This is a genomic window from Acinetobacter sp. TR3 (genome assembly GCF_027105055.1).
Taxonomy (GTDB): domain Bacteria; phylum Pseudomonadota; class Gammaproteobacteria; order Pseudomonadales; family Moraxellaceae; genus Acinetobacter.
The window spans coordinates 1,451,675-1,465,295 of sequence record NZ_CP114264.1 but is presented as its reverse complement, the minus strand read 5'-3'; the positions used below and the strand labels follow the sequence as shown (position 1 = coordinate 1,465,295).

The 13,621-nt window shown below is 37.6% G+C and carries 10 protein-coding genes; 7 read left to right on the top strand and 3 right to left on the bottom strand.

Annotation, left to right across the window (positions count from 1 at the left end):
* Positions 1-182: 182 nt before the first annotated feature.
* Positions 183-377 (bottom strand): hypothetical protein, encoded by a 195-nt coding sequence (locus tag O1449_RS06795; protein WP_269239533.1) that lies wholly within the window; start codon positions 375-377, stop codon positions 183-185.
* A 592-nt stretch (positions 378-969) separates the two neighbouring features.
* On the opposite strand from O1449_RS06795, the gene O1449_RS06790 reads away from it, so the two are divergent.
* The 5 genes from O1449_RS06790 (at position 970) to gcvH (ending at position 5,661) form a co-directional block, all read left to right on the top strand.
* Entirely contained in the window at positions 970-1,500 is a 531-nt protein-coding gene (locus tag O1449_RS06790; protein WP_269228116.1) for a hypothetical protein, read from the top strand.
* Between the two features lie 245 nt (positions 1,501-1,745).
* The gene (locus tag O1449_RS06785; RefSeq protein WP_269228117.1) at positions 1,746-3,596 is read left to right on the top strand and encodes an ABC transporter ATP-binding protein; all 1,851 of its coding nucleotides are present in this window, start codon (positions 1,746-1,748) and stop codon (positions 3,594-3,596) included.
* On the top strand, positions 3,596-4,036 hold the full coding sequence (locus O1449_RS06780) for a MaoC family dehydratase (protein WP_269228118.1): 441 nt from the start codon (positions 3,596-3,598) through the stop codon (positions 4,034-4,036). The genes O1449_RS06785 and O1449_RS06780 overlap by 1 nt, the downstream gene beginning before the upstream one ends.
* 127 nt (positions 4,037-4,163) lie before the next feature.
* The gene (locus O1449_RS06775; RefSeq protein WP_269239532.1) at positions 4,164-5,189 is read left to right on the top strand and encodes an AraC family transcriptional regulator; all 1,026 of its coding nucleotides are present in this window, start codon (positions 4,164-4,166) and stop codon (positions 5,187-5,189) included.
* 97 nt (positions 5,190-5,286) lie between these two features.
* Positions 5,287-5,661, top strand: coding sequence for a glycine cleavage system protein GcvH (gene gcvH / locus O1449_RS06770; RefSeq protein ID WP_269239531.1), 375 nt, complete (start codon positions 5,287-5,289; stop codon positions 5,659-5,661).
* Between the two features lie 66 nt (positions 5,662-5,727).
* On the opposite strand, the gene aspA is transcribed toward gcvH, so the two are convergent.
* Positions 5,728-7,170: an aspartate ammonia-lyase gene (gene aspA, locus O1449_RS06765; protein WP_269239530.1), complete on the bottom strand. Its 1,443-nt coding sequence runs from the start codon at positions 7,168-7,170 to the stop codon at positions 5,728-5,730.
* A gap of 482 nt (positions 7,171-7,652) precedes the next feature.
* Here aspA and putP point away from each other — a divergent pair, with 482 nt between their 5' ends.
* Positions 7,653-9,149: a sodium/proline symporter PutP gene (putP, locus tag O1449_RS06760; RefSeq protein WP_269228122.1), complete on the top strand. Its 1,497-nt coding sequence runs from the start codon at positions 7,653-7,655 to the stop codon at positions 9,147-9,149.
* Positions 9,150-9,206: 57 nt separating this feature from the next.
* On the opposite strand, the gene O1449_RS06755 is transcribed toward putP, so the two are convergent.
* Positions 9,207-9,698, bottom strand: a complete 492-nt coding sequence (locus O1449_RS06755; RefSeq protein ID WP_004662457.1) for an Lrp/AsnC ligand binding domain-containing protein — start codon at positions 9,696-9,698, stop codon at positions 9,207-9,209.
* A 120-nt stretch (positions 9,699-9,818) separates the two neighbouring features.
* On the opposite strand from O1449_RS06755, the gene putA reads away from it, so the two are divergent.
* Positions 9,819-13,580, top strand: coding sequence for a trifunctional transcriptional regulator/proline dehydrogenase/L-glutamate gamma-semialdehyde dehydrogenase (gene putA, locus O1449_RS06750; RefSeq protein ID WP_269239529.1), 3,762 nt, complete (start codon positions 9,819-9,821; stop codon positions 13,578-13,580).
* The last annotated feature ends 41 nt before the right edge of the window (positions 13,581-13,621 follow it).

Sequence of the window (13,621 nt, the reverse complement as noted above, 5' to 3'; positions counted from 1 at the left end):
ATTGTGAATTTCATCACAATTATCTATTTTTTTAATAACTATTACCAACACCAACCATCGCTTGATTATGACCGTTCATCAAACAATGTAAATTCTCAAATAGGACTTAGATTGTTTAAAATAGTAAAAAAGCCCATTGGCATGGGCTTTTTAAATAGTGACTTTAATTATTCATGTATGTATTAATGAATGCTTAACTCATCGTCTTTAGCAATTACGACTGAGGTAAGAATTGGAATACCTAAAATCACAGGAACCACAATAATCCACAAATCTGTGGTTAATTTGCTTGAGAAGAAGAACTGAATAACGACAGCAACCAATATAAGTACTGAAAGGAGGACAGCCATAAAGCGAATCGCAAATTTAAGAAGCATTTCTAATCCTATGTGATTGTAATGGTTAATTTGAGTATACGCCTTGTATCACGTTGCATGCATTGAATTTTCACTATAAAAGCTGTATTTCAAATGAATTTTTAAATAATTGTCTAGCGTCTTACTCTTCGCCTATGAGACAAATAGAACTTTAAGTGAGTACACTCCTCTCCATTACCAACCCGTAGCCTGCTCACTGATCGATTCGATTTCTCATCTTTTGTATCAAAACCAGCTCATCCAACATACATCTAAGATGTCTATCAGTTTTATATCCTAAATACTTGTAGCGAAAAAACAGAAATTTTCTATCCTACTGATTGTTATTTTAATATAAAAATTAGATATCATTCTCAGTTTCTATAAAAAATTAGATAATATCCCTAAGTTTTAAATATTATTAAACACCTTTCACATTAATTTAATATAGTTAACTTATTATAACTTTTTAAATAGAAAGATTGATAAAATAAACATATTGGGATCAATCACCAATCAAAGGAAATAAATATTAATAAAATCTGTTGAATTTTAATTTAAAAAAAACCATTATGTATCAAGATTGTTAAGTAATGTAATAATGAGTTAAAAGATGCCTCATTCAGCAATAAAATTCAAAAATGAAAAAGATTACTCATTTTTCTCCCAAACTGAGAATATCGGAAATCAATATGAATTTATAGAACTTCATTTAGGAAAAATGAGCCATAAATCTACACTTTGGATGGATGCTGCGGTCATTACAACATTTTCTTTTGGTTTCTTTAACAGCTTAAATAATGAGCTTAAAAATAAAATAATTGATTCATTAATGCTCATCAAAGCGAATCAAGTGGAACCAATTCTCTTCCAAAGTTCAAAAATAATTGATGATAAAGGATTCTCACTTCATCACACCTTGATGTATGAGTTAAACAATTTAAACGCTATAAAATTTTTATTTAATAAAGACTGGAATATTCATGAATTTAATAGTGCATGCCAAATAATCATGAGAGAATTAACAGCATTTGAAATGAATCTAAGTAATCAAATTTCAAATCTACTAAACAATAATTTAATTTGTAATTTACTTATTTGTTCAGTGGATGTTAACTTCGATACCATTTACACCATTCGTTAATATCAATCACTTGGATTGCTAATGATCTATTGAAATATTTCGTTAGAAATTTCATTTACCATATTATTTGTTAAGAAAAAAATTAATAACAAATATTATTTGAAACAAACTATTTTCGAAATTAAATTGGAAATTTAATTATCCTTTTGCGAACCAAGCCACATTCGCTCTTTTCATCTATAAAGCTAATTTTCTGATATGCTACTGAACTAGCTGAATTAGAATTTCATCAGAGGATAAGTGTAATGCTGAGTTGGTTTGAAAAATTAGTTGATCCTTACCCAACGAAAGATTTAAACAAACCATTACCGACTACTTTTTTTGCTTTTGTTTGGCAATCAACGAAAGGAGTCAGACCATTCCTCTTTTTACTTATTGCTTGTACAGCTGCTGCTGCGTGCTTTGAGGCATTATTTTTTTCTTATATTGGTAAACTAGTTGATTGGCTCACTAAAAGTCAGCCTAATACCTTTTTAGAAACGAATCATCAAAATTTAACTATTCTCATAAGTATTTTATTCGCAAATATTTTCTTCGTAAGTTTGCAATCTATTGTCAAACACCAAGTGTTATTTAGTAATTTTCCAATGCGTATGCGCTGGTTATTCCATAATTTATTATTGCAACAATCATTAGATTTTTTCCATACCGACTTCGCTGGTCGCTTGTCTGCCAAAGTTATGCAAACTGCATTAGCAGTTCGTGAATTTTGGATGATCCTTGGTGACATGTTGGTTTATGTACTGATTTACTTTATTACGATTAGCTTTGTATTAGGTTCTATTTCGCCTGTTTTGATCGTCCCACTACTTTTATGGCTGATCTTATTTATCGCGATTGCCAGTTATTTCATTCCTCGTCTTGGTAAAGTTTCACAACAACAGGCAGATGCACGCGCTGTTATGACTGGACGTGTTACCGATGCTTATACCAATATTCAAACCGTGAAATTGTTTGCACATGCTGGTCGTGAAAGTCAGTATGCAAAAGAGTCCATGCAAGAATTTATGGTCACTGTTTATAAACAGATGCGCTTAGGTGTGAAATACCAAATCAGCATTCGTTTACTCAGTGCTTTTCTCTTTATAGGCGTGATTGGTAGTTCTGTTTGGTTATGGACACAAGGGCAAGCTGCTATTGGTGTAATCGCAGCAACCACGGCGATGGTTTTAAAGCTCGATAGCCTAGCCGAATTCATCATGTGGCACATTACGATGCTTTTCGAAAATGTTGGTACGATTCAGGATGGGATGAAAACCCTAGGTAAACCAATTCAAATTCAAGACAAAAAAGATGCAACTGAACTAAAAGTTCAACAGGGCGAAATTCGTTTTGAAGATGTTAGTTTTGCTTATAATCAAAAAAATGTAATTGATCATTTCAATCTTACGATTAAACCTGGCGAGAAAATAGGTATCGTTGGTCGTTCTGGTGCAGGTAAATCTACTCTCATTCAGTTACTTTTACATTTTTATGATATTAATCAGGGTCGCATTTTGATTGATGGTCAAAGTATCCATGATGTCACACAAGATAGCTTACGTGCCAATATTGCACTAGTCACACAAGATACCTCTCTATTACATCGTACGGTAGCTGAAAATATCAAATATGGTCGCCCTAATGCGACTGAAGCAGAGATTCAACTTGCTGTCAAAAAAGCCAAAGCAGAAGAATTTATTCCTCAATTGACTGATCAGAAAGGACGTATTGGATTTGATGCCTATGTCGGTGAACGTGGCGTAAAACTTTCTGGGGGTCAACGTCAACGTATTGCGATTTCTAGAGTTTTTTTGAAAGATGCACCTATTCTTATTTTAGACGAAGCAACAAGTGCTCTTGACTCAGAAGTTGAAGCCGCGATTCAAAGCAGTTTAAATGACTTAATGGTTGGCAAAACGGTCATTGCAATTGCACACCGTTTATCTACTATTGCTCAAATGGATCGTCTCATTGTACTTGATCAAGGCAAAATTGCAGAACAAGGTACACATGAGGAACTTATTGCAAATGATGGCTTGTATGCACAATTATGGAAACGCCAAACAGGTGGTTTTTTAGTTGAGCAGCGAGTAGTGGCTCAGGACACAGAATAATGTTGTATCTAGAAGACTTAAATATTGGAGATCGTTTCATCAGCCGTGACTATGAAATGACACTTGAAGAAGTTAAACAATTCGCGAGCCTATACGACCCTCAGCCCTTTCATTTAGATGAACACGCAGCTGAACAACATCCTATTTTTCAAGGTTTAGCAGCAAGTGGCTGGCATACTTCAGCAGTAACCATGCGTTTATGGACAGAGTGCTTTCCAATCGCAGGCGGATTACTGGGTTCTGAATCTAGCCTTCGTTGGCCTCGCCCTACTCGTGTTGGCGATAAAATTCATGTCGAAATTGAGATTACTGCGATTGTGCCATCTAAAACCAAAACTGATCGTGGTATTGTCAGTTACGTTACTCAAGCTTTGAACCAACATGGCGATGTGCTATTAATATCAACAACCAAAATAATGGTCTTTAGAAAAGCAGCTTAATTTTGGAGATTGGGTGACTCTTTTGTCCAACAATTTTTATGATTGATTATTTTATTTCGTGTAAAGATGTTTCAGACTTAAATGTTTAAAAGATATTGGCAAAATTGATGAGCGCCACGGAAAGCACATGAAAACAACTTCAACTCGTCAAGATCAAGGTATACCAGGCGTCTATGGCTTATTACTATTAGACGTTGTTTCTCGCTGGGGATATAGCGATGAAACCTTATTTGCTCCTTTTCATTTAACCAGTGAGCAATTAGCTGACCCAAATTATCGAATTCCTACACCTATTGCGAATGAATTAGTTAAACATTCTTTGCGTTTAACAGGTGAAAGTACATTAGGATTTCACCTAGGTACGCAAATGCGTATTTCTATTCATGGTTTTATTGGTTATGCCATTATGACTGCGCATGACATTACCGATGCAATTGCACTTGCAAGTCGTTTTATTCAATTACGCTTGCCTTTTCTACAGCTCTATTTCTCTACCTTTGGCCCTAAAGCCACCTTACAACTGCAATGTGATATTGAAGTTGAACCATTACGTACTGAAATTATCTTAGGTTTAACGATTGGTATTATGACCATGGCAAAAGCCTTAACAGGAATTGAAGATTTAAATGGTGAAGTTGATTTAGATTTTCCTGAGCCCGCTGGATTTGATAAATACCGCGACAAACTAACCAGTAAGGTGCGCTTTAATCAGCCACATTTAATTTCAAGCTTTGATAAAAAATACCTCGGTTTGAAAATGGTTAATGCAGATCCGATTGCGAGCCAAATTGCGATTAATCAATGTGAAACTGAATTATCAGCTTTGGGCGAACGTCGTCGTCTCGCAATGCGTGTTCGTGATATTTTGACCAATTCGGAACAACATTATTTAAGCATTGAAAGTGTTGCTGATCGTTTGCATATGTCTGATCGCACTTTAAAACGTCAATTAGCCGCCGAAGGAACTTCCTTCTCCACCCTAGTTGACGAAGTTCGTTATCGTCATGCAACATCTTTACTCTCCAGAACAGATTATAGTTTAGAACAAATTGCTGATGAATTAGGGTATTCTGATGTAGCGAATTTTAGCCGTGCATTTAAGCGCTGGAGTGGACGCAGTCCGAGTAACTGGCGTAAAGACCCTTATTTGTAATATTGCAAAGTGCTTCATTTATAAACACTTTTGTTTTAACTAAAAAACCTGTATAAAGCCAAATAAAATGATACGACAGATTGTTTAAGGAGTTGTCATGAATCATCCAGCAGATTTAAAATATGCACGAACACACGAATGGGTAAGAATCGAAGGTGATTTAGTTGTTACTGGAATCAGTGACCATGCTCAGTTGGAGTTAGGTGATTTAGTTTACGTTGAAACACCAGAAGTCGGTAGTCATGTGACTGCAACAGAACAAGCGGGTGTTGTTGAATCTGTTAAAACTGCATCTGACATCCATGCCCCTATTTCAGGTACTGTCGTTGAAGTGAATGCAGCGCTTGAAGATGATCCTGATTTTGTCAATGAAGAACCGTATGGCAAAGGTTGGATCTATAAAATCAAACCTGACAATATGGCTGATGTTGAAAAGCTCCTTTCACATAGTGAATATGAATCAGGTTTGTAATTTTAAATAAATTCAAACATTAAAAAGCCCAGTCAAGAACTGGGCTTTTTATTTATGCTTAATTAATTAAGCAACATAATCAACCTGAATACCATCTACTTCTGAAACCAAATTCTCAAAAGAGAAAATTTCATCAAGTTGCGCCTGTGTGAGTAAACCACGCTCTAAAACCACTTCTTGAATAGTTTTATTTTCAGCAATACATTGCTTACCAATTTCATCGCACAAAGCATGACCTAATAAAGGATCGAGCAAAGTAATAATCCCTACACTACGCATCACTGCATCATGGCAAGCTTGTTCATGTGCTTTGATTCCACGTACACATTTTTCATCCAAACTTTGAATCGCATGGGTTAATAGCTCAATTGATTCATTGAGTGAAATTGCAATCACAGGCTCCATGACATTTAACTGTAACTGTCCTGCTTCTGCTGCAAAGGTAATCGTAAGATCGTTACCAATCACCTTAAATGCAATCTGATTTACAACTTCTGGAATAACTGGATTTACTTTTGCAGGCATAATTGATGAGCCAGCTTGTAATTCAGGTAATTGAATTTCACCAAAACCCGTCCGCGGTCCTGAACTCAACAAACGCAAGTCATTACTAATTTTTGAAAGTTTACATGCAAGACGTTTTAAGGCACTTGATAAAATAATGAATACACCACAATCACTTGTTGCTTCAACATAGTCTTCAGCGCCAACTAAATTTAAACCTGTAATTTGTTTCAAACACGAAACTACTTTTACAGCATAGCCTTTAGGTGTGTTTACACCAGTACCAATTGCAGTTGCACCTAAATTGACTTCAAGCAGCAACTCGCGTGTACGTTTAATCAGACGAACATCTTCTTTTAATAAAGTTGCAAATGCATGAAATTCTTGCCCAAGTGTCATCGGCACTGCATCTTGAAGTTGAGTACGCCCCATTTTTAAAATATAGCGAAACTCGATTGCTTTATTCTCAAATGAAGTAATCAATTTATCCATTTGTGTGAATAACGCATCTAGAGAACAATAAGTCGATAAACGAATCGCGGTAGGATACACATCATTCGTTGATTGTGATTTATTGACATGATCATTTGGGTGAATCACATCATATTGACCTTTTTGATGACCTAATGATTCAAGTGCAATATTGGCAATCACTTCATTGGTATTCATATTAATAGATGTACCCGCGCCACCTTGATAAACATCAATTGGAAACGAGCCTTGCCATTTTTCAGTTTCATGAATTAAAGCATCACAAGCGCGTTGAATCGCCAAGCTTTGAGTTTCTGTTAATTTATTAAAACTTAGATTCGCTTGAGCAGATGCTTTCTTCACTTGTGCTAACGCACGAATGAAGTGACTATTTTGTCCAACTTTTTGCGAAGAAATTTTGAAATTTTCAATAGCGCGTAAAGTATGAATTCCGTAATAACAATCCATTGGCACTTCTTTTGCGCCAAGTAAATCATGCTCTATTCTTATGGTTGCTGCTTGAACCGTGTCCACTTTCCATTTCTCTCAGACAATGCACCCTAATGGTGCAAAGAAATAATATGGAAGATTTCAAATAAATTTTCATTAGCAGAATTGCTTAACATTACGAGCTTTTTATAATGTAACTTCTCTGCATTGTTGCTTTTGTAACAACATGTGTTGTCATTTCACTCTATTTTTATGTTCAAAAATGCCTGTTATTTCTATCAATTTTTTGCTTTGGTAATAATTTGAAACATATAGCCTATTTTTAAGCCACAAATATCTTTCTTTTATTTAAAAAAAAGTGAGCTTTTTTAGATTTAAAAAATTAAGATTCATACACTTAATTTAAATTACACAAAATATACAAATAAAATACAAAAACAAACAGTATTTTAAAAATCATTCGTGCTTGAATCTGTGGCCTTATCAGTCTTGTTAGAATAGTGAATCATTTTTGTCTATTCAGATGGGATTGCACAGTTATGGATAAGTAAGGACAGGCATCCATTATGAATTTTTCGAATCCCACTGTTGTTGTGTTCGTGGTGTATATTATCGCCATGCTTGGTATCGGTTTATACGCCTATTTTTCTACCAAAAACCTTGATGATTATATCCTTGGAGGACGAAGCCTAGGTAGTTTCGTTACCGCTTTATCTGCGGGTGCATCCGATATGAGTGGCTGGCTACTCATGGGTTTACCTGGGGCAATCTATTTGACAGGCTTATCTGAAGCATGGATTGCAATTGGCTTAATCATTGGTGCATGGCTCAACTGGTATCTTGTGGCTGGACGTTTACGCGTTCATACTGAGGTTCAGAATAATGCGCTTACGTTACCAGATTATTTCACTGGTCGTTTTGATGACCAGAAAAAGATCTTACGTGTAACTTCCGCACTGATTATTCTCATCTTTTTCGCGATTTATTGTGCTTCTGGCATGGTAGCTGGTGCACGTCTATTTGAAACATTATTCCACTTACCTTACCAAACCGCTTTATGGCTTGGTGCATTTGCAACAATCGGATATGTTTGTATCGGTGGCTTCTTGGCAATCAGTTGGACTGATACATTCCAAGCTGGTTTGATGATTTTTGCGTTATTGCTTTTACCTATCGTCACATACATGTCTTTAGGTGTAGGTGTCGAAGAATTTACTGCAATTGTTGAGAGTGCGCGCCCACACGCTTATGATTTTGTTTCAAATTTAAGTATCGTTGGTATTCTTTCAGCAGCTGCTTGGGGTTTGGGTTATTTTGGTCAGCCTCATATTCTAGTTCGTTTTATGGCTGCCGATTCTGTTAAGTCAATCCCTGCTGCTCGTCGTATCGGTATGACATGGATGATTTTATGCTTGGCAGGTGCAGTTGGTTCTGGTTTTATCGGGATTGCGTATTTCCATCAACATCCTGAATTTGCAGCGGTTGTGACAGCTAACCCTGAAACAGTATTCATGGAACTCACTAAAATTTTATTCAACCCTTGGGTTGTTGGTGTGATCCTTGCTGCAATTTTATCAGCAGTCATGAGTACCTTAAGTTGTCAGTTATTGGTATGTTCAAGCGCATTAACTGAAGATCTATACAAAGGTTTGATCCGTAAAAATGCAACTCAAAAAGAGTTAGTTTGGATTGGTCGAGGAATGGTACTCGCTGTTGCAATGTTAGCGCTTGCTTTAGCTCAAAACCCCGATAGTAAAGTACTTGGCTTAGTTTCTTATGCTTGGGCTGGCTTCGGTGCTGCTTTCGGTCCATTGATTATCATGTCATTGTTCTGGAAACGTATGACGCTAAACGGCGCTTTAGCGGGTATGGTGATCGGTGCAGTTACAGTGATTGTTTGGAAAAATTTATTTGCTAGTACTGGTATTTATGAAATTATTCCTGGTTTCATTTTTGCCTTGATCAGTATTGTTGTGGTGAGTTTACTTGGTAAAGCACCTAACGCAACTGTGACTGGTCGTTTTGAACAAGCAGATGAAATCTATACGAGAGAAATGAAATAAGATTTCTGAGTAAAATTTAGGGGGCTTTCGAGCCCCTTTGTTTTATTTGATCTTTTATTAAAATTTGGTTCTTGATTTAATTTTTATTTTAGAGCTGTCTTTCACAACTTGCATCACAGGATAACTACGCGTTTCTTTCACTCCAGGAAGTTGCCATAAAATTTGCCCCGCAATACGACGAAACTCCTCCATCCCTGCGCTACGCAATTTGATCAAAAAGTCAAAGCCACCACTCACCATATGGCACTCGACGATCTCTGGATATTGTGTCACTGCATCAATAAAATCCTCGAGCACATTTGGGGTCGTTTTATCTAAAAGCACCTCAACAAACACAAGAAAACTGGCATTTAACTTATTCGGATTGAGTTTTGCCTCATATCCCAAGATAAATTCATCCTTCGTCAACTTTTGGACACGGGCCATGACAGCAGTCGGTGAAAGGTTCACTAATTCTGCCAATTTACTATTGGAAATTCTTCCATCTGTTTGAAGAATATCAAGAATTTTTAGATCGGTACGATCTAATGTATAAATAGGGCCATTCAACTGAATTTTCCTCTAAAAAATAGGTAAATTATAGTGAGTTACTCGGGTTTTATTCTGTAATCATAAATTATCTAAACCTCTCTACTCAATGAGTTCTAGAGATTGTTATTGGAATTTAGTATGAATACATTGGATACTCCCGCACAAATGGACACAGCTCACACAGACGGTTATATCACCGAATTTAAAGAAAAAAGTGAGTTTGAGCAACGCATTAATACAGCTTGGCGACGTGCTGAGCCTGAAGCGGTTAAACAACTTGCAGAAGCAGCAGATATTTCTCCTGATCTTGATCAAAAAATTTATGAATTAGCATTCAGTCTTGCACATAATTTACGTGAACGTAAAAGCTCGGCTGGAAAAGCAGGTATTGTTCAAGGTTTACTTCAAGAGTTCTCACTTTCTTCACAAGAAGGTGTGGCATTGATGTGTTTGGCAGAAGCATTACTTCGTATTCCAGATACAGCAACACGTGATTTATTAATTCGTGACAAGATCAACCAAGGCAACTGGAAAGAGCATTTAGGTCAAAGTAACCTAATGTTCGTAAATGCAGCTGCTTGGGGTTTAATGCTTACTGGCAAGTTAATGGAAACACCTAAACAAACCAGTTTATCAAGTATTTTAACAGGTCTTCTCGCTCGCAGTGGACGTGGCATCATTCGTAAAGCGGTTGATGTCGCGATGCGTATGATGGGTGAGCAATTCGTTACGGGTGAAACTATCGAAGAAGCACTTGAGCATGCAAAACCATTTGAACACAAAGGTTTCCGCTATTCATACGATATGTTGGGTGAAGCTGCGCTAACCGATCATGATGCTGAGCGTTATTATAACGATTACACTCAAGCGATTCATGCCATTGGTAAAGCATCAAATGGGCGTGGTGTTTATGAAGGCCCTGGTATCTCGATTAAGCTCTCTGCTTTGCACCCACGTTACCAACGTGCGCAAATTGATCGTGTACATCATGAGCTTTACAACAAAGTTTTCGAACTTGCATGCTTAGCAAAACAATATGACATCGGCTTAAACATCGATGCTGAAGAATCTGAACGTTTAGAAATTTCACTCGAACTACTTGAGCGTTTATGTTTCGAACCAAAACTTGCGAATTGGAAAGGCATTGGTTTCGTTATTCAGGCTTATCAAAAACGTTGCTTCTACGTAGTTGATTATATCGTTGATCTTGCAAAACGCAGTAACAAACGCCTCATGATCCGTTTGGTGAAAGGTGCATATTGGGATAGCGAAATCAAGAAAGCACAAATTGACGGCATGACTGACTACCCTGTATTTACCCGTAAAGTACACACGGATTTGTCATACATTGCTTGTGCGAAGAAGCTCCTTGCTGCACCAGATCAAGTGTACCCGCAATTTGCAACGCACAATGCACAATCACTTGCAACGATTTATACACTTGCAGACCCAAGCAAATATTATCCAGGTCAATACGAGTTCCAATGCTTACACGGTATGGGCGAACCTTTGTATGAGCAAGTTGTAGGTTCAAAAGCAGACAATAAACTTGGTGTACCGTGTCGCGTATATGCGCCTGTGGGTAACCATGAAACTTTATTGGCTTACTTAGTTCGTCGTTTACTTGAAAATGGTGCAAATACCTCATTCGTAAACCGTATTGCTGATAAGACCTTGAAAGTTGAAGACTTGATTCAGTCTCCAATCAAAGATATTCAAACTGCTGCGAGAGATGAAGGTCAGATTGGCTTAAAGCATCCTGCGATTCCACTTCCGCATGATCTTTACCCATTACGTCCGAACTCAAGTGGTTTTGATTTAAATAACGATCAGCCTTTAGCTGCATTAGATACAACAGCACAAAAACTCCGTAGCCATATTTGGAAAAGTGCACCTTTACTTGGTTTTGAATCAACAGTTCACGATCAAAGTAATGCGATTGCAATTACAAACCCTGCACAAAATAGTGAAATTGTCGGTCATGTGAATGAAGCGACTAGCGCGGATGTACAACTGGCATTAGAAGCAGCTGTACAAGCTGAACAAAGCTGGGCTGCAACAGATAAAGTTGAACGTGCAGCTTGCTTAAAACGTGCTGCAGATTTGATGGAAGCTCGCATCCAAGAATTAATGGTATTACTTTGCCGTGAAAGTGGTAAAACTTATGCTAATGCCATTGCAGAAGTTCGTGAAGCCGTTGATTTCTTGCGTTACTACGCGACACAAATCGAAAACTTGCCTGCAAATGCGCAAGTAAAACCATTGGGTACAGTCTTATGTATTAGCCCATGGAACTTTCCTCTTGCGATTTTCTCTGGTCAAATTGCTGCTGCATTGGTCAGTGGTAACTGTGTAATTGCCAAACCAGCAGAACAAACACCGCTCATTGCAGCGCAAGCCGTTCAAATGCTTTGGGAAGCTGGTGTTCCACACGGCGTTGTTCAACTTCTTCCGGGTCGTGGTGAAACTGTTGGTGCTCAACTTAGCCAAGATGATCGCATTCAAGGCATTATGTTTACGGGTTCAACTGAAGTTGCAAAAATCTTGCAAAAAACAGTGGCAAAACGTTTATCTCCAAATGGTCAACCAATTCCGCTCATCGCGGAAACGGGTGGTCAAAATGCGATGATCGTCGATTCTTCTGCACTTACTGAACAAGTTGTTCTCGATGTCGTCAGTTCTGCATTTGACAGTGCGGGTCAACGTTGTTCTGCACTTCGTATCTTATGTGTGCAAGAAGATAGCGCTGCAACAGTCATCAAAATGTTAAAAGGTGCAATGCAACAGTTGATCGTAGGCAACCCTGCAATCTTAAAAACTGACATTGGCCCTGTAATCGATACTGAAGCTAAAGGAACCATTGATACGCATATTCAAAAGATGAAATCTAAGGGCTACCCTGTTCATCAGTTGATGTTTAACGATGCAGTAAGTCAACAAGCACTTGCACAAGGTACATTTGTTCCACCTACAGCGATTGAATTACCAAATCTTGATGATTTAGAGCGTGAAGTATTTGGTCCTGTCTTGCACATCATCACTTATAAGTATGGTGAGCTTGAGCAGTTGATCGACCGTATCAATGCTAAAGGCTATGGCTTAACGATGGGTTTACACACCCGTATCGATGAAACCATTAATACAGTGATCCAACGTGCTGAGGTGGGTAACTTATATATCAACCGCAACATCGTCGGTGCTGTTGTAGGCGTACAACCATTTGGTGGCGAAGGCCTATCTGGTACTGGTCCTAAAGCTGGTGGTCCACTGTATATGTACCGCTTAATGGAACATTGTTCAGAGAAAGTTTTAGCAACACCTTTTGCGGTTAAAGCTGAAATCTCTCAGTTTGATGCTGTATCAAATGTTGCTTACCAGAACTTGTTGACTTGGGCTAAACAAAATATGCCTCACGCAGTTCCGACAATTCCAGCATTTGGTGTTGGTAAGTTCTACGAGTTGCAAGGTCCAACAGGTGAAAGCAATCAATATATTATCTTGCCTCGTCATTGTGTGCTTTCTATCGCAGATAACGAAGCGAGCCAATTACAACAGTTACTTGCAATTTTCGCAGTAAGCAGTACTGCTGCTGTAACTAAAGATAATGCTTTCTTCGCCAAACATCAGAAATCTTTACCAAAAGATGTTTTATCTGCAATCACAGTAATATCAAACATTGAAAAAGATGCTTTTGATGCTGTTTTACATCATGGTTCCGTTGACCAATTGACTGAACTACAAACTAAAATTGCGAACCGTTCTGGAGCAATCGTGGGCATTACTCATCTCAAGAAAGATGAGCAGGTTCCTTTAGAACGTCTAGTCATTGAACGCGCTATTAGCGTAAATACTGCTGCTGCCGGTGGTAATGCGAGTTTAATGACTTTATCTGAAGACTAATTTAGGTCTTCTAATCTCCCAGCCCGAATCATGTTTACATG